The following is a 21,250-nucleotide window of genomic DNA, read 5'->3' on the forward strand; positions in this document are numbered from 1 at the left end:
TGAGGGCTGACCGCCGGAGAACCTTTCACCAAACCACCCAATCGGTGAGTCATGTCTCTCCAGTCGAGTCTCGCCCTCGTCGGGGTCGGCATACTCCTGTACTTCTTCCCGAGTTTCCTGACGTTCGGGCTACGGGTGGGGCCGTTCACTCACGGTGGCCAGTCCATCGACACCCGAGGCGTCGCCTTTCGGTTCGTCGGTGTTATCCTCGTGGTTGTCGGCGTGGCGAAGCTTCTCGGCTTGTAGGCCGGGGGACACCGACACCTACGCCGCGTCTCCTCTCGCCGCGAAGAGGCCGGCAGCACCCTGCACGAGGAAGACGACGCCGACTGCAAAGACCAAGAGCGTGAAGAGTGCACCGAGGGCATCGGTGTTTGGAAACGCACCCGCCGCGCGAATCGCGAGCGTCTGGGCCGCGTCGAACACCGAGATTCCGACGAGGATAGCGCCAGCAAAGACGTTCCCTCTGTCACCGGTTACGAGGACGAGCATCTCTGAGTCGGACGATTTCAGGGTATTGGCGTGTTCGTCGTCGGTCACGGGCCGGCCTCCAGTTCGTCGGTCTGCGGGGACATAGATACGACAGCGAGCGCCCGCGACATAAGTGTCGGCCAACGTTGAAATCGGATGCCGCCGAATCGACGGCCATGAAACTCGGCGTCGTCTCCGACACGCACGACAACCTCGACCTCGTCGAGGCGGCGGTATCGCACTTCGAACGCGAGAACGTAGACGTAGTCGTCCACTGCGGCGACATCGTCGCACCCTTCTCGGCCACACCGTTCGACGCAGACTTCGACTTTCACGCGGTCCGCGGCAACAACGACGGCGAGTGGAAACTCCGCGAGGTAGTCGAGTCGTTCGGGACGTACCACGACGACGTGGCCCAGCTGACGTTCGACGAGACGGACATCGCCGTCTACCACGGCACGGAGGTGACCCTCGTCGACGCACTCGTCGAGTCGGGGACCTACGACTACGTCTTCCGAGGACACACGCACCAGCGGACGTACGAACAGCGAAACGGGACGGTCCACGTCAACCCTGGCGGCCTTCCGATTCCGGGGGCCGACGAGTCGTTCCACGTCGCCGTGTTGGACCTCGATACGGGAACCATCTCGTTCGAAGCGTTGTAACTCGAGGTCGAGTAGAAGACGAAAGAACGAGTGAGAAGGAGGGTGAACAGACGATTCGCTGATTAGTCGTCAGCGAACTCCGCACGCGCCTGTTCAGAGAACCCAGAAGGGTCGCCGGAGATGCCGACGCCGATCTTCCGGTCGGTCAGTTCCATGCTCGTCTTCTGGTCTTCGAGTTCGAACATCGCGCGAATCGCGTCGACGTTCTCGGGAATCACGTCGGACTCCTGGTGGATAGCCTGGAACAAGTAGAGGTCGCGGCCGTTGACGCCGATAGACTCGCCCCAGACACAGTTCTCCCAGAGGTCACCGCGCGGGCGTTCGGCGTCGAGTGCGAGGTCCTTGAGTTTGCCAGCACCGTCGATGCCGAGGCCCTCCGGGATGACGTAGATGCGGCCTTCGCCTTCGAGCAGTTGGCGGACGTGAGCGCCCGTCACGTCGTCTTTGAGGGTGACGTTGAGGGCGTGGACGTGCATCAGCGTCGCCGGAACCTTCAGACCGAGCGTGTCGATTTCGAGGTTCGGGAAGATGGTCTTCACGTCGGGACCGTGGTGCGAGGGGACCTTGATGGGGTTCGGCAGGATGTCGTTGATGGGACCACGAGAGTTCTGACCAGGGTCGCCACCGCGACGAACGAGCGTCGCGCGGACCTTCTCGACACCGTACTCCTCTTCGAGCGGAGCGATGATGCGCGAGAGTCCGGTCGTGTTACACGAGACGACGCGGACGTAGTCGACGTCGCGGGCCGCGTCGTAGTTCGACCGCGCGTTGAAACTCACGTCGGCAACGTCTGCGTCTTCGCCGCCCTGGAAGATTGCGGGCGTGTGGTGTGTCTCGTACAGTTCGCGGTTCTTCGCACCGATGCCAGAGGGCGTACAGTCGACGATGACGTCCGCTTCCGCGACGAGTTCGTCTACCTCACCGGCGATGTCGATGCCGGCCTCGGCGAACAGCGGGGCCCGTTCGGGGATGGCGGCGTACATCGGGTAGCCTCGTTTGACGGCGGTGTGCGCTTCGAAGTTGGGTTGCGTCTTGGCTACGCCAATGATTTCCATATCAGGTTGCGCCTCGACTGCGTCAGCGACGCGCTTCCCGATTGTTCCATAGCCGTTGACACCCACTCGTATCATAGAAGACAAACGGCCGTAGTCGACCATAGTTATTTCGATGGTTAATGCCCAGAAATTAACTCCAAGGTGAGTGAGTCGCCGGATTATTCCTGGAGTGAGTGAAGTTACCTGCGAGGGGTTTCGTCGCGACAGTGCTGGCCAGAACCGACCGAGGGTGTCCAGATGGGAACGCCTAACCCACCCGGAGACACAGCAGTGACCATGACGACGGACGACTCCGAACTCCGCGCCGCCAGCGAGACGGCGATTTTCCAGTGTCTCGACCTGCAAGCCGACGAATCGCTGCTCGTTGTCACCGACGACAAGCGCGAACGTATCGGTGAAGCACTCTACGAGGTTGGGTGCGACGTGACCGACGACGCCTCCATCGTTCGGTACCCGCCGGGGAGCCAGCACGGTGAAGAACCGCCCGCACCTGTCGCGGCAGCGATGGCAGAGGCGGACGCCTTCCTCGCCCCGACGACGAAGAGTCTCAGTCACACTCGCGCCCGTGGCAACGCGTGCGACGAAGGGGCCCGTGGAGCGACACTCCCCGGCATCACCGAAGACGTGTTCGTCACCGGTCTCGACGCCGACTACGACGCCATCTACGACCACAGCGAAGCGATGCTCGACGCCGTCGGTGACGCCGACGAGGTTCGCGTCACCACCGAGAAAGGCACGGACATCACCTTCGTCCGCGGTGACCGCGAGTGGCTCGCAGACACGGGTGACATCTCCGAGTCGGGGTCCTTTTCGAACCTCCCCGCGGGTGAAATCTTCCTCAGTCCCGAATCCGCCACCGGCACCTACGTCGTCGACGGGACGATGATGCCTCACGGCCTCTTAGACGACGGACAGGACCTTCGGTTCGACGTCGAAGACGGCTACGTTACTCACATCTCCGACGACGACATCCGCGAGCAGGTCGAGACGGCGGCCGAAGCAGTCGGCCAAGACGCGTTCAACCTCGCAGAAATCGGCATCGGAACCAACGTCGGCGTGACCGACCTCGTCGGTTCTGTCCTCTTAGACGAGAAGGCCGCCGGCACGGTCCACATCGCAATCGGTGACGACGCGGGTATCGGCGGCGACACCGACGCACCGCTCCACTTAGACGGTATCATCCGCGACCCGACGGTGTACGCCGACGGCGAGGAAGTCGAACTTCCACAGCCGTAGGTCGGTTCTACTGCCATCGTTCGTTTTCGCAGTATCGGTCGTCGGTCCGTCTACTCACGGCACGCCGACGTGCCGGTGCCGGTTGAACAGGTAGACTGCCGCGACGACGGGCAAGAGGCCAAGAACGAGAAGTGCCGGCAAGACGTATCTGCGGGTTCCCGGCGTCCATTCTATCGTGCTCCCTCGAACTGCCGTGAGGTCCGCTGCGAGACCGAACGAAAACAGCGCCACGCCGGTTCCGGTGAGCAGGCTGAAGCCAGCGGTTCGAATGACGAAGTTCTCTAAAAACGTCAGTGTGTCCCCGAACGGAACCACGAACACACCGAGTCCCGCGAGGAACAACACCGGTCCGATGGCAAGCGGATACCACCAGCGCGAGGTGACGAGGCCGTGAGTTAATTCTGTTGTCAGTTTGGGCTCGGGCCGTCTACCTCCCGAGACACCGACCAGCGACTGACGGTCCACAGGATTCGAAACACAGCAACTCACCGCGACCCAGCGCGAGGTACGCCGCGCCATCGACGACAGCGAGTCCGCCGGTATCGGGCGACCCTCCGACCCGTCCCGACCCACGAACGGTCCCGGTGGTGGCGTCGAGCGCGTACAGGTAGTTCGGAGAGCCGTCTTCGTTCTGCCGTTCGGCGACGACGTAGACCGTCGTGCCGGCGACCACTGGCGTCCAACTGAGTGAGACGGCCGGTGTCGGCCCGAACGACCAGACGAGTTCACCCGTGTCGAGTCGGCGCGCCACGACCATCCTATCGGCACAGTAGTAGACGAGTTCGCCCGCAACGGCCACGCCCGACTCGGTGCGGCGTCCTGCCGGGAACTGCCAGCGAGTCTCCTGCGTCCGGCGGTCGATAGCCAATATCGACTCCGGGTCGCCATCGAGTGGGACGAGCATCGTCTCGCCAGCGACGGTCACAGGACCATCGGCCGGGAGCGACAGTTCCCACGCGCGCCGGCCGGTTTCGATGTCGAGTGCGACGAGACCTGCGTCGCCTCCGAGGAACGGCACGTAAGCCGTGCCGTCGGCGGCCGAGAGCGTCCACGGCACTTTGTGGGCGTTGAATCCAGCGGTCCATCGCGGGCGACCGGATTCGGCATCGACGCCGACGACGTAGGACGGGGGGGTTCGGTCACCGAACGTCGCCGTCACTGCCACCCCGTCGGAGACGACGACCGGAGCGACGACGGGGTACGACTGTTCTGTCGTCGGAACGGGGTGTGACCACAGGAGTTCCCCGTCGGTCGTCAGAGCATGGAGTTCCTCGAAGGTTCGCGCGTAGAGACGGTCGTCGGCGACGTCGTCGAGCGCAGTTCGATGGGCAGCCGGAGCGCGACTCGTTCCGGCGACGGCGAGCGAGTCGTGGTGGTAGACGGGTTGGTCCGTCGTGGTCACCGAGATGGTCGTTCGCCACAGTTCCTCGCCGGTTGCGGCGGCGAACGCCGAGACGACAGATTCGTGTTCGACGTCGTGCCCGCCGCGCGTGTGAAGGTAGTAGACCCGTCCGTCGGAGACGACCGGCGAACTCGTCGGGTACGCCTCGAACACCGACGCGCGCCACGCGGTGGTGAGGTTCCCGGTCGGGCCGTTCGCCGGCGTGAACCCCGTTCGGGCGTCGTCGAACCCCCGCCGCGACCACTCGCCGGCGTAGGTCGGTTGGTCGCCCCCAGAGACGCACCCGGCGCTGGACGTGAAGCCAGCGGTTCCGACTGCGGCGAGGAACTGACGACGGGTGAGACCAGACACCACAGAAGCATAGGCGGGGCGACACGAAAAGCGTCACACATGGTTCGGCCGGTGGGAACGGTCCCCGACACCGACTCCCACGCGGACGAACAGAAAGGCGGCTTTTTACGGCCTGACGGGTTAGCGACCCTCATGAGCCTACCCGACGCCGGCGAACGCGTCCCTCTCCCCTGTCCGTCGTGTTCGCCCGACGAACCCACCGTCCACGAGGTGCTGAAACCCGGCGGTCAGTCGACCGTCCGGTGCACCGAGTGCGGTCAGGTCCACAAAGAGAAAGTAGAGATTCCCGACGAAATCGACATGGACGTCGTCGTCTCCCAGGACGGGTCGTCCGTCTCGACGACAGTCTCGGCACCAAAAGAAGCAGACATCGAACTCGGCGACGAGTTCATCGTCGATACGCCCGAAGCGATTCAACTCGTCCGCGTCACGGGCATCGAAGTCGGCCCCGACGAACGCGTGGAGGAAGCCCTCATCAAGGACGTCCAGACTGTCTGGACCCGCGTCGTCGACAACGTCTCGGTGAACGTCACCATCCACCCGAAAGACGGCAAGCGCGAAGAGACGCGCAGCATCACCGTCAACGTCCCCGGCGACTACGAGTTCGTCGTCGGCGAGACGGAGTCGTTCGGCGACGAAGAAGTGAAAATCGAGGGGCTCGTCGTCCGCGCCGACGCCCCCGAATACCGCCACGGAAAACTCGACCACCCCGGCGACATGGTCTACGCCAAAGACGCAAAGCGCGTCTACACCCGTGACCAGTCCTCGTCGGCGTGGTCTGCCTGGTAGTCGAACCCGACGACACACCCCACGACACACGTCCTCGGTCACGGCCGCGCGTCTCCGGCCACGACTGACACGGAACGAATTTTCTCCCCACACCTCGTCGGTGTGGATATGCCTACTCGCGACCGGTCGCACTCCTCGGTCGAATCACTCGCACTCCTCTGGGCCGCCCGTGAGAGCGGCGTCATCGACGCGCTCACGTCTACTGCAGGAACCGCCGAGGCCGTCGCGGACGTCGCGGACATCGACCTCCGAGCGGCGAGAATCACCGTCGAAGCGCTGGCGTCGATGGGGTTCATCAAACGCGTCGGCGACGAGTACGAGATAACGAATCGGGCGCTCGGATTTCTCGCCAAGCGAGACGTTCGGTCTATCGGCCGCCTCCCGCACGCACTCGACTACTTTTCACTCTATACCGACCTCCCCGAGACGATGGCGAACGGCGTCGCTCCCGACCTGCCGGACGAGTGGGTCCGAAATCGCCTCGGCGCAGAAGACGCCACCGACGAATCGGTCGTTCGTGCCTGCGTGACCGCCGCAGTCCGCGAGTCACCCGACGCGACTCGCGTCCTCGAACTGGCAGGCGGGTCCGGCGTCTTCGCCCGAGAGTTACTCGAACGCGGGTTCGACGTAAGTTACGTCGACGAGGCCGAGACGGTCGAAGTCGTCCGACCGCTCCTCTCGCGGGCCGGCGTCGACCTCGTCGCGGGCGACCCGACAAACCCACCAGTCACCGGGTTCGACCTCGTGTTCGTCGGTGACGCGTTCGACGGCCGGAATCCCGACGAGGCGGCGGCGCTCGTGACTGGCGCGTTCGACGCACTCGCACCCGGTGGGACCGCCGTCTTCGTAGACACGCTTCACGGACGGTGTTCGACGGACGCGACGACCAGCCGGGCAGTCGATGCGCTCGCACGCGGGCGTGGTGACCTCTACGACGAATCGACGGTCCGGTCGTGGGTCGATTCGGCGGGATTCGCCCGCGAGACGGTCCGGAACGTACCGGGGACCGACCTGCAGGCGGTCGTCGCCGAACGTGCGGTTGATTAGTGCCCGTCTCCGAACGGGCGTATGGACAACTCGGTGCTGCGCCACGACATGGTCGATGGGTTAGAAGAGACCCTCGACCAGTTCCCCGACGCCCTCAGCGTCGCGATGCGCAGCGTCCCGCGACACGAGTTCGTCACCGACGGACCGTACCAAAATCGCCCGACTGAGCACCGCAAGACGAACACGACGATTCTCTCACCGACGTCGGTCGGCCGCCTCCTGTCGGCACTCGCGGTCGAACCGAACGACGAAGTGCTCGTCGTCGGCGCTGGCGTCGGCTATACGGCCGCCGTCCTCGCCGAAATCGTGGGGGACTCGAACGTCCACGCCGTGGACATCACACGGACGCTCGTCTACGAGGCCCGCCAGAACCTCGAACGAGCGGGATACGCCGGCGTGCTCGTCGACTGCCGAGACGGTGCGGACGGTCTTCCGGAGTACGCGCCGTTCGACCGCATCCTCGTCGAAGCCTCGGCGGTCAAGCCACCACGTCGCCTCCTCGCGCAACTCGCCGACGACGGGCGACTCGTCATGCCGATGGGCGTGGGCGAACAGACGCTCGTCGCCATCGAAGACGGCGACGTCGCCGAGAAGTTCGGCCCAATCTCGTTTAAACCCTTACTCGTAGACGGCGAACAGACGGGGAGCATCGTCCGCAACCGAACCAAGCGCGAAGACCCAGAGTACGAAGGCCGCGGGTGGCACGCCGGCCACGGGTGGGAACAAGAGTGGATCGACTGGGGGAGCCAGGGCTGACGGAGTCAGGGCTGACGAGTGCGCATGGCGGCGACTATCGAGTTCTCCCTTCGAGGTAGCCGACCCAGAGGCCTTTTATCGAGACCACGAGCGACCACACTGCGAGTGCGGCGAACGCCGACCCGAGCAAGAGTCCCGCCGGTTCGAACCCACTTGCGACGAGGTAGATGACCAGCGTGAGCGTGAGAAACCGACCGAGTGGCTCGTCTTCGCCGGGGAGGACGTAGGAGACGCGGAACATACTGTACTGTTCGACCGAGGCGGCAAATATGTTGATGGATAAACAGGTATGCGAGACAGATAGTCACGGTTCCTTCACGGCGAGAACCGCCTGCATCGAATATGGCTGTGTGACACCTATCGTCACACGGTGAATCAACCATGGAGAAGAACGTCGGCGGATACGACCGCATCGCTCGGGCCGTCTTCGGTCCGGTACTCATCATCGTCGGTGCTGCAGCACTCGCTGGAATCCTGACGATTGCAACAGGGACGCTCGGACTCGTCGTCGCGGGGGGCGCACTCCTCGTCGGCGCAGTGCTGACGACGACGGCAGTGACGCAGAAGTGCCCGCTCAACAGAGCACTCGGCGTCAACACGTACAAACCCACGACGAAGACTGAAGCAGAGACCGCAGGAAAAGCCCGGCCACAGTAACTCTTTCTTGGAATTCGCGCGTCGAATCCGCAGGTGGCGAGTTCAGCTCTTGAGTCCGCTCCCAGTGAGTGGCACGACGACGTCTTCGTCGTCACCGATTGCACCCATCAGGCGGAGTTCACGGAGCGCGGCGGGTGCGACGGCGCAGGTCGGTTCGGTGTAGAAGCCGTGACGGTGGAGTCTGTCGAGTTCGTCTTCCACCGCGTCGGCAGAGAGCGCGATGGCGTCGCCACCTGTCTCGTCGAGTGCTTCGTGAATCTCCGACTCGCGGACGGGGGAGAGAATCTGGATGCCGTCGGCGACGTCGTTCGTCTCGTCGGCGGCGGTGTAATGGCGAGCCTCTGCAATCGGGGCGTAACCAGCGGCCTGTGCGCCGTACAGACGCGGGATGCGGTCTATCCACCCTGCTTCGTAGAGGGCGTTGAACCCTCGGTACGCACCGAGGAAGAGCGTCCCGTGTCCGAGTGGCGTGACGACGGCGTCGGGGACGTCCCAGTCACGCTGTGCGGCGACTTCGTAGGCGAACGTTGCCGTGCCCGCGAAGAACGCAGGATTCCACGCGTGACTCGCGTACCACGCGTCGTTGGCCTCGACTGCTTCGACGCAGGCGTCGGTGACGGCTTGTCTGTCGCCTTCGACGCGGACCGGTTTCGCGCCGGCGCGTTCGATAGCACGGAGTTTCGAGGGCTTGACCGACGCCGGGACGTAGATTTCGGCGTCGATGCCGGCGCGAGCGGCGTAGGTCGCGATTGCGGCCCCCGCGTTTCCAGAGGAGTCTTCGACGACGCGGTCCACGCCGAGTTCGCTCGCCACGGAGAGCGTCGTCGTCGCGCCACGGTCTTTGAACGACCCGGTCGGGAAGACGTACTCCAGTTTGAACGAGGCGTCCCACTCGGAGGCATCGACGAGTGGCGTCATGCCCTCGCCGAGCGTGGCGTGTGGGCCAGTCGGGAGGAACTCGTCGAACGTCCAGAGGCCGCGACGGTAGTCGAGTGCGGCGTCGGCGGGCGACGATTCCACAGGGACGAACTCGGTCGCAAAGTCGAGTGGTGCACCGCAGGAACACCGCCAGCGCCACTCGTCGAACGAAGAGCCACAGGTGTCGCAGGCGAGGCGAAGATGGGACGGGAGGTTAGTGGTCGAGGTCATCGTCGGTCAGTACGTGTCGATGTCGATGCCGACCGAGCAGACGTACTCACCGCTGGCGACTTGCGGGAGTCGACGGGCGCGCCAGAAGATACCGGCGTGGTCGGCGGTGATGCGGGCTTTGAGTTTGCCGAACACGTCCGTCACTTCGAAGAGCACGTCGCCAGCGGAGACTTCCTCACCGAGGTCGCGCTTGAATCGGACGAGTCCACCGACGGGTGACCCGTACTGGTCGAATCCACGTGCGCGAGTCTGCGCTTGGAGTTCCACGTCGCCGTCGAGGAAGCCGTATCCGCGGAGGACGTTGAAGACGCCCTGAACGCCTTTCTGGATGCTCACTTCGTCCCACCCGACACAGCCGCCGAGTTCCGGGTCGATAGTCGGAACGCCAGCGTCCGGGCCGGCGCGGGCGAGTTGGCCGTCCGGGCCTTTCTGGTCGAGAACGTACCCGCATCCGAACGTCTTCGCGAGACGGAGACACTTGGCGTGCATCCGGTGGTGACGGCCACAGCGGACGCGAACCTCGTTTATCATCCGACTGGTCGACCCCTGATGCAAGTCCAAGATGAGGTCGGCGCTGCGGGCAGCCTCGAACGTCGCCGCCGCGATACGCTCCGACGAGGTCCCGCGTTCGTCGCCGGGGTACGCGCGGTTCATCTTGGTGTCGTCGATGGGGTTGCGGTGCTGTGCGACCTGAAACGCGTGGTAGTTGACGATGCCGACGACGAGAATCGACCCGGAAATCTCGGCCGGGTCGAGTTGCGGGACGACCCGCTGGATGACGCCGACGCCGTTGAGTTCGTCACCGTCTGAGGCGGCCTGCATGTAGAGCGTCTTCCCCGCAGACGCGCCGTTGATGACGGCAACGGGCAGGCCGACAGTTCCACCGTCACGGGACTCACCTACCTCCAGGCGGCCCACGTCCATCTCCCCGGGGGCCGCGCTTGCCGTTCCCAAGGTAATCATATCGAAAAACTCGGAGCCACCTCCCTTTAGGGGTTCGGTCCGGCGAGTATCGCCACAGAATTCGACGGGAGGTGTTCATCCGTCGAAAGCGGTGGCGCTTTGGTCCCAGGGTCGTAACTTCGAATCGTGACAGACGACGTTCCCGAACGCCCACCTGCTGCAGGGCTCATCGAGGCGCTGGACGTGCCACGAAACGCTGCCATCGGTGCCGTCGTCGGCTTCGGCCTCGCCGTCGGTGCCTACCTCTTCCGTGTCCTCGAGCTGTTCGGCCCGTTCGCGGGCACGCGTGAGTATCCGATACTCGGACCGGAAGGATGGTTTCTCATCCTCGCGTTCGTCCTCGCGTCTGCGACGGCGCTCCTCGTGGCGACGGTGTTGACAGTCGTGTCGGCGTATCGGCTGAGTAAAACGCTCTGAGAGAGATTCGAGCGGCCTGCGTCACGCGCTCGAAACCTGATTCGCGCCCTCTCGGGAGCTCACATCGAGTCGCCGAAGCGGACACCGCCGACGAGTCGCCAACCCGACTCGGATTTCTGTTCGAGGAGGATTTCCGCATCTTGGTAATCGAACGGTTCGTCTAACCCGAGCGTCCCCTGGTCCAGCGGGTACGAATCCCCGACGTCGAACGACTCGTCGTCAGTCAGGTCACCGAGTGGGTACGTCCCGTCCGCACCGCCTGCGTTGGAGATGGTCACTCTAAGCGCCGACACAGGCACACTCGAGTCTCCCGAGTTGTACTCCACGGCCAGTCGGTTGGGGCCGACCGGTGGAATGTCGAACTCCCGGCGTGGTCTGGTCGATTCCGACTCGTCACCCGACTGCCCGCTGAAACGATTCTTGGAGACGAGTTTCCACCCGCTCTCGAACTGGTACTCGATATCGACCGTCGACTGCTGGTAGTCGAGGGGTTCGTCCAACCCGAGCGTCTCCTCGGTGAGGGGGTACGAATCACCCACGTCGAACGTCTCGTCGTCGGTGACGTCGTCGAGTCGGTAGGTCCCGTCCGCACTGCCTGCGTCGGTTATTCTCACGCGGAACTTCGACACCGGCAGGCTCTCTGTTCCCTCGTCGTAGACGACGTCCAACTGGTTCTGGGCCGCTGGAACCGCCACGAACACGACGTCACGGCCGAAGCCTTCGGTGGGTTCACCACCGAATTCCACGGTCGTGACGCGTTTCCAGCCAGACTCGAATTCGAATTCGAGGCGAATCGTCGCGCCGTCGTAAGTCAACGGTTCGTCCAACCCGAGTGTCTCCTGGTCGAGCGGGTACAAGTCTCCGACGTCGAACGACTCGTCGTCGGTCAGGTCACCGAGGGGGTACGTCCCATCCGCACCGCCTGCGTTCGATATTTTCACACGGAACTTCGACACCGGTAGACTCTCTTCTCCTTTTTTGTACTCGACAGTTAACTGGTGGGGCCCGGCCGGGGGCACGTCGAACACGACGTCACGGCCGAATCCCTCGGTTTGTTCGGGAGCGCCGTTACCGGAGCCGAACTGGATAGCCGTGACGAACTCCCACCGCCACCTGCCTTTGGCCTCGAGGCGAATCACTGCGTCGTCGTACGTCAACAGGTCCTCGACCCCGAGCGTCTCCTGGCCGAGTGTGTACGAGTCACCGACGTCGAACGACTCCTCGTCCGTCACCCCAGCGAGTGGGTACGTTCCGTCGGCATCGCCAGCGTCGAACAGCACTACTCTGAGCTTCGACAACGGGAAGCTCTCTGTCCCTCGTTCGTACGTGACAACCAACTGTCCATCGTTCGAGGGCGAGATGTCGAATCTGACGTCACCGCCGAGTTCGTCTGCTGGGTCGTCGGCCGTCATTGCGGAACCAAACTTCACACCGGTGACGGACCTCCAACCGATGTCGGAGTCGAAGTCGAGGTAGATGACTGCATCTGCGTAGTCGAGTGGTTCGTCCAACCCGAGCGTCTCCTGGCCGAGTGTGTACGAATCGCCGACGTCGAACGTCTCGTCGTCGGTCACCGTACTTAGCGGGTACGTCCCGTCGGCACTGCCCGCGTTGAAGATGGCCACGCGGAACTTGTCCACTGGCTTCAGTTCGTCGTCACCCGAATTCGAGAGGCTCAACCGATTCTCACCGTCCGGCGAGATATCGTACCGAGCGTCCGGTCCATCGTCGGTCGTCGAGTGACCGTCGAACGTGGGTCCCTGTCCTTGACAACCTGCAAGAATCCCGAGAGTTGCGGTCCCCATCCCGGCTAAAAGCTCGCGGCGGGAGAGGCCAGCGTCCGTGAGTTTCACACCTGAACAGATTCGGCTCCCTAGAAAGATACTTCGATTATCAGGTCGCCGTGCTGTCGCGTCCGCCCGTTGCCGCCGCGTCCCGAGTTACTCGTCGAACTCGCGTTCGTCGCCGACGAGTTCGCCGAGCCGTTCGGCCCCGGCACGCGTCCCCTTGGCGATGATGAGGTCGTTGTCGTTGAGTCGCGTCCTCGGGCCGGGCGAGACGACCCACTCGTGGCCACCGGCGCGGCGAACTGCGATGACACGCATCCCCGTCTCGGTCTTGACGCGACGGTCACCGAGCGTCGAGTTCGCGAGTGTGCTTCCGGGCGCGACGCGCAAGCGGATGATGACTTCGTCGGACTCTTTGACGGCGGCGGCGACGACGGGGTGCGCGTCGATACCGCGGAGGACGCCCTCGGCGATTTCGAGCGCTGCGTCGCTTATCGTCTCCGTCGCGCCGGCTAGTTGGACGAGTCCACGGAGGGAGACAGGGTCTTCGACGCCACTCGCCGCGCGGAGCGTCCACGCCTCGAACCGCGACTTCAGAGCGTCGACCTCGGCTTCGAGCTCTTCGACTTCTTCTGCGACACCCTCGCTGTCGAACAACACGGCACCGTAGGCGAGGTCCACCGCGAGTTCGCTCATATCCTTCATCAGGACGATGGAGTCGACGGCGCGTTCGAGGTCCTCGATAGTCGGTTCTTCGACCTCAGGCGGGTCGTATCGGATACCAGTCGCGGCCTCGTGGACCGTCCGGAGTCCCTCGTCACGGCCGCGGAGGAGGAGGACGTCGCCAGGGCGGAGCGTCGTGTCGTGGTCTGGGTTGGTCACCCACTGCCCGGCGCGGGTGAGGGCGACGACACGCACGCCGGTTTCGGTCTCCATGTTGATGTCACCGAGTGACTGACCGGCGTACGGAGACGTGGCGGTGAGTTCACACCGAATCGTGGTCTCGACTGCTTCGGGAAGTGCCGCACGAATCGCGTCCGGGAGGCCGATGTCCTCGATGACGACTTTCGCGATGTCGCCCGCGGCGTCAGAAATCTTCTCTGCGGCCCCGACGACACCGAGGACGGGGGCGAGTTCCTCGGCGTCTTCGGGACTGCGCGCGGCCATCATCAGACTCATGCGCGCTTGCAGTTGCAGGATGTCCATCCGCTCTTCGAGGGCTAAGACCTCGGCCGCGAGGTCTTCGTTCGCGTGGAGGACAGACGAGTACGAGAGGTCGATGAGTAACTCTGCAGTATCTTTCATCTCTGCGAGCACGGCCTTCACGCTCACAGGTTCGTACTCCACGTCCTCCGGATTCATGCGCCCGCCTTCACGACGTGACGGGAAAAGACTTGCCAGGAATATCGGTGCCACCGTTTCTCGTGTACCCCTACGTCGTCATTGCATATGAACCTCGGCGAGCCATCGTGTCACGTGACACACAGAATCACCCCTCATATAATGGGGAGATAATATCGACAACTGTCGAGAGTCAGTTTTGTCGAGCCGCTCGAGTGAAATCGGCGTACTGCGTTGCAGTGATATGTGTATGCCGGTCGATAACATATGCATGGAAACGATAACGCTTTTTTGATATGGTAAGCAACCTTCTGGGTATGTCAGGCGAACTGAAGCGGGGGCTGGAAGGTGTGCTGGTCACCGAGTCGGAGCTTAGCTTCATCGACGGCGATGCGGGACAACTCATCTATCGAGGCTACGACATCGCAGACCTCGCACGCGATACGAGTTACGAGGAAGTGCTGTATCTCCTCTGGCACGGGAAACTTCCGAATCGCGAGGAACTCGACGACTTCTCCACAGAACTGGCGGCGCACCGCGACCTCGACGACGGCACACTCGACGTGGCACGGGAACTTGCCGAACAGGACGAGTCGCCGATGGCGGCGCTCCGCACGCTCGTCTCGGCGCTGTCGGCGTACGACGAAAACGCAGACTTCGAGGACGTGACCGACCGCGAGGTCAACCTCGAGAAGGCAAAGCGCATCACGGCGAAGATGCCGTCGGTGCTCGCCGCCTACGCGCGCTTCCGCCGTGGCGAAGACTACGTCGCTCCGAGCGACGACCTGAGTCACGCTGCGAACTTCCTCTACATGCTCAACGGCGAGGAACCGAACGAGGTTCTCGCCGATACGTTCGACATGGCCCTCGTGCTGCACGCAGACCACGGCCTGAACGCTTCGACCTTCTCCGCGATGGTCACTGCGTCCACGCTCTCGGACATGTACAGTGCAGTCACCTCGGCAGTTGGCACGCTCTCGGGGTCGCTGCACGGCGGCGCGAACGCGAACGTCATGCGGATGCTCAAAGACGTCGACGACAGTGACATGGACCCGACCCAGTGGGTGAAAGACGCCCTCGAACGCGGCGAACGCGTCGCCGGATTCGGTCACCGCGTCTACAACGTCAAAGACCCCCGCGCGAAGATTCTCGGTGAGGAGTCCGAGGCGCTCGGAGAGGCCGCAGGCGACATGAAGTGGTACGAGATGTCCGTCGCAATCGAGGAGTACATCGGTGAGGAGAAAGGTCTCGCGCCAAACGTGGACTTCTACTCTGCGTCGACGTACTACCAGATGGGAATCCCCATCGACCTCTACACCCCCATCTTCGCCGTCTCTCGCGTCGGCGGATGGATTGCGCACGTCCTCGAACAGTACGACGACAACCGTCTCATCCGGCCGCGCGCACGGTACGTCGGGGACAAAGACCTCGACATCCCGGCGCTCGACGACCGATAACGACGGCGACAGGGCACGGGTTCTTTTTTCAGTCCGAGGCTGGCACGCCGCGGACCGACTCACAGAACAGAGACGTCTGAACCGTCGTCGCTCTCGGCCGACGGTTCGGCCGTCCCCACCGTCTCGAACACGGCCTCAGAGACGAACCCCCAGCAATCACGTTAGTATATCGACAGGGGCACGACACCTGAATGACGAGCGTCATACGCCGAAATGAAGTCGCCGCAGTCTGTCGATTATACTTTCGCCGTGGGTGGGGGACGTTTATATACCTAGGGGCCAGAAAAGAACTTGCACGTCACACGCGTGCATTCCCCCTTTCCCCCACTTCCACACGCCGAGCGACAGCGCCCCGTTCGGTCACCGTGTGGGTCGGCAACACGTAGTCGAAGGGAACTATCCCGAACGATTAAACACGAAAGGCGGCGATTCGTGAGCATGCTCTCTCTTTCCGACGTCCAAGACGCACGCGAGCGCGTCGAAGCGGTTGCCCGACGGACACCGCTGGAGTACTCGCACACCTTCTCCGACATGACGGGTGCCGAGGTCCACCTGAAACTGGAGAACTTCCAGCGGACCGGGTCGTTCAAAATCCGGGGTGCGATGAACCGAATCGCCACGCTCTCCGACGAAGAACAGCGCGCAGGTGTGGTGACCGCGAGCGCCGGCAACCACGCACAGGGTGTCGCGCTCGCTGCCACGCGCGCAGGCGTCGATTCGAAAATCGTGATGCCGGAGTACGCACCCATCACGAAGGTGAAAGCGACAGAACGGTACGGTGGCGACGTCGTCCTCTACGGTGCCGACTACGACGAAGCACAGGCGAAAGCACACGAAATCGAACGCGAGGAAGGCCGGACCTACGTCCACGCCTTCGACGACGAGTACGTCATGGCCGGGCAGGGGACGATTGGCCTCGAAATCGCAGAGGACTGCCCCGACCTGGATACCGTCATCGTCCCCATCGGTGGTGGTGGTCTCATCTCCGGCATCGCCACGGCCATCAAAGAACAGTACCCAGAGGTTCGCGTCATCGGCGTCCAAGCCGCCCAGGCGTCCAGCGCCGCCGACTCGCTCAACAAGGGCGCAGTACAGGAAATCGACGAGGTAGACACCATCGCAGACGGTATCGCAGTCCGTCGAATCGGAGACAAGACGTTCGAAGTCATCCAAGAACACGTCGACGAAATCGTCACCGTCTCCGACGAAGAGATTGCAGTCGCGCTCACCTACCTCCTCGAACGCTCGAAGACGCTCGTCGAAGGCGCAGGGGCAGTCGCACTGGCCGCGCTCGTCTTCGAGAAGTTCGACTACGAAGCGGACGAGGTCATCGTCCCGGCGCTCTGCGGTGGGAACATCGACATGAACACGCTGACCACCGTGGTGATGCGTGGACTCGTCGAGACGGGGCGCTATCTCAAGATTCGGACCGAACTCAAAGACCGCCCAGGGTCGCTCGAACACCTCATCGGGATTATCGCCGAGAAGAAGGCCAACATCTACGCCGTCCGGCACGACCGAACCTCGCGGAAGATCGCCCTGAACGCGACGGAAGTCGAAATCGACCTCGAGATGCGTGGCCCCGACCACGTCGATTCGCTCCTCGCGGCGCTCCGCGGCGAGGGGTACGAGGTCGAAGTTCTCGACTGAGCCTCCTGTTTTCCTTAGCCTCTCGTTCCCATCTATTTTATCACGCCGTGGCGAATCCTGCCGGATATGAAGCGAGTCATCAACACGGACGAAGCACCGGCCGCAGTCGGTGCGTACAGTCAGGCAACGACGAACGGGTCGCTCCTCTACACCGCCGGCCAGATTCCGCTGACGCCGGACGGCGAACTCCTCGACGACGAAGACATCGCCACGCAGACCGAGCAAGCCCTCGACAACCTGCTCGCCATCCTCGAGGAAGCGGGTGCCGACGCCGGCGACGTGCTGAAGACGACCGTCTTCCTCGGCGATATCGGTGACTTCGAGGAGATGAACGAGACGTACGCGACGTACTTCGACGACGAGCCGCCGGCCCGGTCGGCCGTCGAAGTGGCGAACCTCCCGAAGGGTGTCGGTGTCGAAATCGAGGCCGTCGCCGTCGTCGACGAGGAGTGAACCGCCGCGTTCGCTCTGCCCTCGCGTGGGGGGCGGTGAGTCTCCTCCTCGTGGGCGTCCTCGCACAGAGTGCGACCCTGCTCGGACTCGGTATCGAGGCGTCGGTCGGAGCGGTCGCAGCAGTCGCTGTGGTCTCCGGCATCGTCGTCGCGTCTGTGACATACGTCATCGAACCGCGACTCGAACGGAAAGGAAGGGCTTAAATTAATCAGGCGGAAACGTTGCGTTGTAAGCCAGCCAGGATGGCCGAGCGGTAAGGCGCACGCCTGGAAAGCGTGTTCCCTCTGGGATCGGGGGTTCAAATCCCTCTCCTGGCGCTTCTCTGAAAACTACGCTCCGAGCGATGCGTCTCGGCGCATCGCGGACAGCCGTTTTCGTGAAGCGTCTTCGAGAGGGATTTGAACCAAGGAGCGAAGTGACTGAGGTTCAAATCCCTCTCCTGGCGCTTCTTCCGAACTCAACTCTCATAGCAGCGCGTCTCGTCGCGCTGCGGGCGGCTTGGTCGGGAGGACGCTAACAAAGAGGGAATGAACTAGCGAGCAACGCAGAGCGTTGTGGGGTTCGGCGGAGACGCCATCTCTGCTACCCCATAGATTCAAGACCTGACGAAATTCATACAAGTCAAGAGATGCCGTCTCGTCGTGAGGTACTCCGGTTCGGTGGACTCGTAGCGGCTGGTGGGGTCACCGCGCTCACGACGTCGAGAGTCCGGTCCCAGCACGCGACGGGTCCCGAGCACTCACGGCCGTTGGACCCCTCGTGGAAGCCATTCTCTGCTGGCCGGTGGACCGAACAGTCCCGCCAACGCATGCCCGGAGAGCCAAACGCCATCACACCGTTCGAAGACGGGCGGTTACTGATAGCCGGAACACGCACTGTCGAAGACGAACCCCACGGCTGGGTCGCCATCGTCGGCACCGATGGTACCGTGGAGTCCTCCCAGACGTTGGACAGGGGCAGACTGTTCACCGCAACACAGACCGCCGAAGGCGTCCTCGTCGGTGGTATTTTGAACGATCACACTGCTGCCCAGTTCGTTACTGTCGGTTCGAACGGAACGGTCAAAGCGAACGACACTGTTGCACCTCGTCGTGGTCAAGTCGGAGTATTCGAGCTCGAGGCAGTCCCATCGCGAAATGGGGGCAAGCCACGTGAGGCACTAGTCGCTGGTGGACTCATCTCGTCCAACGATTGGTGGGATTCGGTCTGGCTCGTCGGGCTCGATGCGAGAGGGCAAAAACGATGGCGGCGAACCTACGATGCTTCCGTTCTGATAATTACCGGTGCGCTCGTTGCCGGTCCGTCTCGGGTGCATCTCGTCGGAAACCTCGATGGGAGCGACGGCACCGCTAATCGAGCAGGCATCGTCTCGATAACGGATGGTGCCACCGATTGGCGACAGATTTACGCAGCAGACATGTTCTGGGACGTCGCCTCTCCGCACGACGGCTCTGGAGATATGCTCGTCGTCGGCGACGTGCGGCAACAAGACGGACCGGATACAGGGTTTCTGGCCCGCCTCGACGACGACGGGAAGATTCGATGGTGGAAGACCATCGGCCAGTTGGAGGGTTCAGTTTCTGTCAGACGCGTCGTATCAACAGCACAGCAGTGCCTGGTGTTCGGGAGGGTTTCACGTGATGAGAAGTCCGACCGAGAGTTCATCCTCTCGACCGATGGGTCAGGCTCGCAGGCGCGTGGCTACTGGGTAGAAGAACCGGTCGAGTCAGCCACACTACTCCCAGACGGCAAGCTGGTAGTTGGCTCAGGAACCGACGGTTCGTACTCGATTCGAGTGCTGTCTCCCGAGGGGGGAAGATGAGCGCCGCTCGCTTCACTGGCGTCCTTCGGTGGGCACGACGATTCTGGTCGGGGTTCACCTCGAACCGATTGCTCGGAACCGTGACTGTGACCGCTGTGACCTGGAATTCGCTCCCGACCTTTACGTCCGTGCCAATTCTGGGAGTTCTCGCGAGAGGACTCGCTGAGATACAGTCGGCGCTACCGAGTTCGGGGATTTCCTTCGGGTTGAGCGTCCTCCTATTGGCGATACTCATCGCTTCGTATCTCCCGCGCATCTATCTGGATGTGTTCGCTGCACCGGTGCGGGACCACCTGCGCGTCCAGGCGGTGCTTTCGGGGCACGCGTTCGTGACCGCAGTAGTCGCGTACGCGTTGTTCCTTTCGACGGCGTACAACGGACTCCCATTCGGCCTCACTGGAGTACCGTCGTGGACACTGAGTGCTGTCGCCTTCGCGGGGATTCCCGTCGTGCTTCTCACGTTGCAGTCGGTCGAATCTCGCTCCCTGGAGAATCCGGACAATTACTTCACCCGGCCACTGGTGTTCCTCTCAGGTGATGAGAACCCGAGAGAAGCGACTCGTGAGGGGTTCGAACCCTATCAGAACGATACACGAATGAATCAGTTGGTCTCACTGTTCGTCCCCATCGCAGGAGCTACGGCATACACGTTTCCTGCCACGTTCTTCGGTGCCTTCGCGGGCGCGCTCAACCTGTATTATCCCGTCTTAGAGAGTGTCGCCTTCGTAGGTATCGTCGGGACCTGGGTGTTACAGAGTGAGCGAACGCCCGCGCCAGAATCGCGACTCGGTGCGGGGTTGAAATCGGCGACCGCAGTCGACACAGGATTCTATCGACAGATTCAGACTGCGACGAATCCGAAGGCCTGGGGGGCGTTCGGTCTCCTCTTTTTCGGAGTCCTCCTCTCTGTGATTCCACTGCTTTTGGGGTCTTCCTTTCACACCCCCATCGACGCGTTTGCCCCCGACACGCTTCTCGCAGCATACCGCGACGTCTTCAGACTGCACACCCTCGAGGCTGCTGGCTACGCGGGAGAGAAAACAGGCGACTTCGTGGTCTGGGTCGGACTGACCGTGACGCCCTTCTTGGTCGTGTGTTACGGCCTCTGGTATTGGTACCACACCGCTCGGCGGCTTCCCTCGATGCTATACGAAGGGGGAGAGTCACAGTTTAGCCAGAAGTTCACCGCGCGGGCTCGTCATCCCCCGGTCAGTCGGCCACGCGGGTACTTCTTGCCACTCACCATTCCCGTCTGGGCGTGGTTGGAACACCGATTCACCTGGGGTGAATCGTTTATCTCACTCCCCGTCGCCAGCAACGACTTTGGGTTTCTCATCGTTTGGACGCTCGGTGTCGTCGTCGTCGGCTGGTCGATGGTTTCGACGTGGAAACGCCAGCCAGAACCGTCGGCTGGATTTCTGTTAGAGCTGGTCGTTCCACTCGCCGTTCTGTTCCTGACTGTCCTCGATTTCAGCCAGGACAAGTTCACCGAACTCGGTGGGACCGCGTTCATATTCGTTCTCACGATTCTAGTGTTCCACGGCAACAATCTACTCGACCGGCTCTACGAGTTCCCACCGTGGAAACGGACCCTAATAGTGTGTACCTTTAGTGGAAGCTTCGGCTTTAGCGTCGGCGAGTACTTCGAACCGTTCGTTGGTGTGGCCGCCGGTTTGGCTTTGTTTGGCGTTCTCGTCGCCGAGGGGAAGATGCACGACTTCGAAGAGGCGTCCGACGAAGATTCGATGTCGGACGGATGAGGTGGGAGTTCCGAACTCTCTC

The 21,250-nt window shown here is 62.7% G+C and carries 23 protein-coding genes and 1 tRNA gene; 15 read left to right on the forward strand and 9 right to left on the reverse strand.

Going from position 1 to position 21,250, the window contains the following annotated elements; all coding sequences use genetic code 11:
• The first annotated feature begins 51 nt into the window (after positions 1–51).
• Positions 52–246, forward strand: a complete 195-nt coding sequence (locus tag GJR99_RS07050) for a hypothetical protein (protein ID WP_151110624.1) — start codon at positions 52–54, stop codon at positions 244–246.
• 18 nt (positions 247–264) lie between these two features.
• Here GJR99_RS07050 and GJR99_RS07055 read toward each other — a convergent pair whose 3' ends face one another.
• Positions 265–540, reverse strand: coding sequence for a hypothetical protein (locus tag GJR99_RS07055; RefSeq protein WP_151110626.1), 276 nt, complete (start codon positions 538–540; stop codon positions 265–267).
• A 107-nt stretch (positions 541–647) separates the two neighbouring features.
• On the opposite strand from GJR99_RS07055, the gene GJR99_RS07060 reads away from it, so the two are divergent.
• Entirely contained in the window at positions 648–1,136 is a 489-nt protein-coding gene (locus GJR99_RS07060; RefSeq protein ID WP_151110628.1) for a metallophosphoesterase, read from the forward strand.
• Positions 1,137–1,198: 62 nt separating this feature from the next.
• Here the strand turns inward: GJR99_RS07060 and GJR99_RS07065 are convergent, their stop codons facing one another.
• Positions 1,199–2,266: a type II glyceraldehyde-3-phosphate dehydrogenase gene (locus GJR99_RS07065; RefSeq protein ID WP_151110630.1), complete on the reverse strand. Its 1,068-nt coding sequence runs from the start codon at positions 2,264–2,266 to the stop codon at positions 1,199–1,201.
• Positions 2,267–2,467: 201 nt separating this feature from the next.
• On the opposite strand from GJR99_RS07065, the gene GJR99_RS07070 reads away from it, so the two are divergent.
• Positions 2,468–3,427 (forward strand): aminopeptidase, encoded by a 960-nt coding sequence (locus GJR99_RS07070; RefSeq protein ID WP_151110632.1) that lies wholly within the window; start codon positions 2,468–2,470, stop codon positions 3,425–3,427.
• 54 nt (positions 3,428–3,481) lie between these two features.
• Here the strand turns inward: GJR99_RS07070 and GJR99_RS07075 are convergent, their stop codons facing one another.
• The gene (locus GJR99_RS07075) at positions 3,482–3,892 is read right to left on the reverse strand and encodes a hypothetical protein (protein ID WP_151110634.1); all 411 of its coding nucleotides are present in this window, start codon (positions 3,890–3,892) and stop codon (positions 3,482–3,484) included.
• Positions 3,855–5,180, reverse strand: coding sequence for an outer membrane protein assembly factor BamB family protein (locus GJR99_RS17830; RefSeq protein ID WP_151110635.1), 1,326 nt, complete (start codon positions 5,178–5,180; stop codon positions 3,855–3,857). The genes GJR99_RS07075 and GJR99_RS17830 overlap by 38 nt, the downstream gene beginning before the upstream one ends.
• A 132-nt stretch (positions 5,181–5,312) precedes the next feature.
• On the opposite strand from GJR99_RS17830, the gene GJR99_RS07085 reads away from it, so the two are divergent.
• From GJR99_RS07085 to GJR99_RS07095, 3 genes are all read left to right on the forward strand, one after another.
• Positions 5,313–5,969 carry an HVO_0476 family zinc finger protein gene (locus GJR99_RS07085; protein ID WP_151113907.1) on the forward strand — a complete coding sequence of 219 codons (657 nt, stop codon included), beginning with the start codon at positions 5,313–5,315 and terminating at the stop codon, positions 5,967–5,969.
• Between the two features lie 108 nt (positions 5,970–6,077).
• Positions 6,078–7,016 (forward strand): class I SAM-dependent methyltransferase, encoded by a 939-nt coding sequence (locus GJR99_RS07090; protein ID WP_151110637.1) that lies wholly within the window; start codon positions 6,078–6,080, stop codon positions 7,014–7,016.
• Between the two features lie 21 nt (positions 7,017–7,037).
• Complete coding sequence (locus GJR99_RS07095) at positions 7,038–7,772, forward strand: protein-L-isoaspartate O-methyltransferase family protein (protein ID WP_151110639.1); 735 nt, start codon at positions 7,038–7,040, stop codon at positions 7,770–7,772.
• A gap of 34 nt (positions 7,773–7,806) precedes the next feature.
• Here GJR99_RS07095 and GJR99_RS07100 read toward each other — a convergent pair whose 3' ends face one another.
• Positions 7,807–8,013 carry a hypothetical protein gene (locus GJR99_RS07100; protein WP_151110641.1) on the reverse strand — a complete coding sequence of 69 codons (207 nt, stop codon included), beginning with the start codon at positions 8,011–8,013 and terminating at the stop codon, positions 7,807–7,809.
• Positions 8,014–8,153: 140 nt separating this feature from the next.
• On the opposite strand from GJR99_RS07100, the gene GJR99_RS07105 reads away from it, so the two are divergent.
• Positions 8,154–8,429, forward strand: coding sequence for a YgaP family membrane protein (locus GJR99_RS07105; RefSeq protein ID WP_151110643.1), 276 nt, complete (start codon positions 8,154–8,156; stop codon positions 8,427–8,429).
• 42 nt (positions 8,430–8,471) lie between these two features.
• Here GJR99_RS07105 and GJR99_RS07110 read toward each other — a convergent pair whose 3' ends face one another.
• Positions 8,472–9,578, reverse strand: coding sequence for a pyridoxal-phosphate dependent enzyme (locus GJR99_RS07110; protein ID WP_151110645.1), 1,107 nt, complete (start codon positions 9,576–9,578; stop codon positions 8,472–8,474).
• Positions 9,579–9,584: 6 nt separating this feature from the next.
• Entirely contained in the window at positions 9,585–10,541 is a 957-nt protein-coding gene (locus GJR99_RS07115; protein WP_151110647.1) for a succinylglutamate desuccinylase/aspartoacylase family protein, read from the reverse strand.
• Positions 10,542–10,667: 126 nt separating this feature from the next.
• Between GJR99_RS07115 and GJR99_RS07120 the strand changes: the two genes are divergently transcribed.
• The gene (locus GJR99_RS07120; RefSeq protein WP_151110649.1) at positions 10,668–10,958 is read left to right on the forward strand and encodes a DUF7536 family protein; all 291 of its coding nucleotides are present in this window, start codon (positions 10,668–10,670) and stop codon (positions 10,956–10,958) included.
• Positions 10,959–11,017: 59 nt separating this feature from the next.
• Here the strand turns inward: GJR99_RS07120 and GJR99_RS07125 are convergent, their stop codons facing one another.
• On the reverse strand, positions 11,018–12,811 hold the full coding sequence (locus tag GJR99_RS07125) for a hypothetical protein (RefSeq protein ID WP_151110651.1): 1,794 nt from the start codon (positions 12,809–12,811) through the stop codon (positions 11,018–11,020).
• An 87-nt stretch (positions 12,812–12,898) separates the two neighbouring features.
• Positions 12,899–14,107 carry a potassium channel family protein gene (locus GJR99_RS07130; RefSeq protein WP_151110653.1) on the reverse strand — a complete coding sequence of 403 codons (1,209 nt, stop codon included), beginning with the start codon at positions 14,105–14,107 and terminating at the stop codon, positions 12,899–12,901.
• 296 nt (positions 14,108–14,403) lie between these two features.
• Between GJR99_RS07130 and citZ the strand changes: the two genes are divergently transcribed.
• From citZ to GJR99_RS07165, 7 genes are all read left to right on the forward strand, one after another.
• Positions 14,404–15,543, forward strand: coding sequence for a citrate synthase (gene citZ / locus GJR99_RS07135; protein ID WP_151110655.1), 1,140 nt, complete (start codon positions 14,404–14,406; stop codon positions 15,541–15,543).
• 438 nt (positions 15,544–15,981) lie between these two features.
• Positions 15,982–17,193 carry a threonine ammonia-lyase gene (ilvA, locus tag GJR99_RS07140; RefSeq protein ID WP_151110656.1) on the forward strand — a complete coding sequence of 404 codons (1,212 nt, stop codon included), beginning with the start codon at positions 15,982–15,984 and terminating at the stop codon, positions 17,191–17,193.
• A gap of 66 nt (positions 17,194–17,259) precedes the next feature.
• A complete protein-coding gene (locus GJR99_RS07145) occupies positions 17,260–17,646 on the forward strand; it encodes a RidA family protein (protein ID WP_151110658.1) in 387 nt (128 codons plus the stop codon).
• Complete coding sequence (locus GJR99_RS07150; RefSeq protein ID WP_151110660.1) at positions 17,643–17,849, forward strand: hypothetical protein; 207 nt, start codon at positions 17,643–17,645, stop codon at positions 17,847–17,849. The genes GJR99_RS07145 and GJR99_RS07150 overlap by 4 nt, the downstream gene beginning before the upstream one ends.
• Before the next feature lie 33 nt (positions 17,850–17,882).
• Positions 17,883–17,963, forward strand: a tRNA-Ser gene (locus tag GJR99_RS07155).
• 311 nt (positions 17,964–18,274) lie between these two features.
• Positions 18,275–19,468, forward strand: coding sequence for a hypothetical protein (locus tag GJR99_RS07160; protein ID WP_151110662.1), 1,194 nt, complete (start codon positions 18,275–18,277; stop codon positions 19,466–19,468).
• Complete coding sequence (locus tag GJR99_RS07165; protein WP_151110664.1) at positions 19,465–21,228, forward strand: hypothetical protein; 1,764 nt, start codon at positions 19,465–19,467, stop codon at positions 21,226–21,228. The genes GJR99_RS07160 and GJR99_RS07165 overlap by 4 nt, the downstream gene beginning before the upstream one ends.
• Positions 21,229–21,250: the final 22 nt, after the last annotated feature.

Source organism: Haloferax marinum (assembly GCF_009674625.1).
Classification (GTDB): domain Archaea; phylum Halobacteriota; class Halobacteria; order Halobacteriales; family Haloferacaceae; genus Haloferax; species Haloferax marinum.

Coding starts and splice junctions, on each gene's coding strand:
- GJR99_RS07050 (WP_151110624.1), top strand. CDS start 52: ATGTCTCTCCAGTCGAGTCTCGCCCTCGTCGGGGTCGGCATACTCCTG.
- GJR99_RS07060 (WP_151110628.1), top strand. CDS start 648: ATGAAACTCGGCGTCGTCTCCGACACGCACGACAACCTCGACCTCGTC.
- GJR99_RS07065 (WP_151110630.1), bottom strand. CDS start 2,266: ATGATACGAGTGGGTGTCAACGGCTATGGAACAATCGGGAAGCGCGTC.
- GJR99_RS07070 (WP_151110632.1), top strand. CDS start 2,468: ATGACGACGGACGACTCCGAACTCCGCGCCGCCAGCGAGACGGCGATT.
- GJR99_RS07085 (WP_151113907.1), top strand. CDS start 5,313: ATGAGCCTACCCGACGCCGGCGAACGCGTCCCTCTCCCCTGTCCGTCG.
- GJR99_RS07090 (WP_151110637.1), top strand. CDS start 6,078: ATGCCTACTCGCGACCGGTCGCACTCCTCGGTCGAATCACTCGCACTC.
- GJR99_RS07095 (WP_151110639.1), top strand. CDS start 7,038: ATGGACAACTCGGTGCTGCGCCACGACATGGTCGATGGGTTAGAAGAG.
- GJR99_RS07100 (WP_151110641.1), bottom strand. CDS start 8,013: ATGTTCCGCGTCTCCTACGTCCTCCCCGGCGAAGACGAGCCACTCGGT.
- GJR99_RS07105 (WP_151110643.1), top strand. CDS start 8,154: ATGGAGAAGAACGTCGGCGGATACGACCGCATCGCTCGGGCCGTCTTC.
- GJR99_RS07110 (WP_151110645.1), bottom strand. CDS start 9,578: ATGACCTCGACCACTAACCTCCCGTCCCATCTTCGCCTCGCCTGCGAC.
- GJR99_RS07115 (WP_151110647.1), bottom strand. CDS start 10,541: ATGATTACCTTGGGAACGGCAAGCGCGGCCCCCGGGGAGATGGACGTG.
- GJR99_RS07130 (WP_151110653.1), bottom strand. CDS start 14,107: ATGAATCCGGAGGACGTGGAGTACGAACCTGTGAGCGTGAAGGCCGTG.
- citZ (WP_151110655.1), top strand. CDS start 14,404: ATGTCAGGCGAACTGAAGCGGGGGCTGGAAGGTGTGCTGGTCACCGAG.
- ilvA (WP_151110656.1), top strand. CDS start 15,982: ATGCTCTCTCTTTCCGACGTCCAAGACGCACGCGAGCGCGTCGAAGCG.
- GJR99_RS07145 (WP_151110658.1), top strand. CDS start 17,260: ATGAAGCGAGTCATCAACACGGACGAAGCACCGGCCGCAGTCGGTGCG.
- GJR99_RS07160 (WP_151110662.1), top strand. CDS start 18,275: ATGCCGTCTCGTCGTGAGGTACTCCGGTTCGGTGGACTCGTAGCGGCT.
- GJR99_RS07165 (WP_151110664.1), top strand. CDS start 19,465: ATGAGCGCCGCTCGCTTCACTGGCGTCCTTCGGTGGGCACGACGATTC.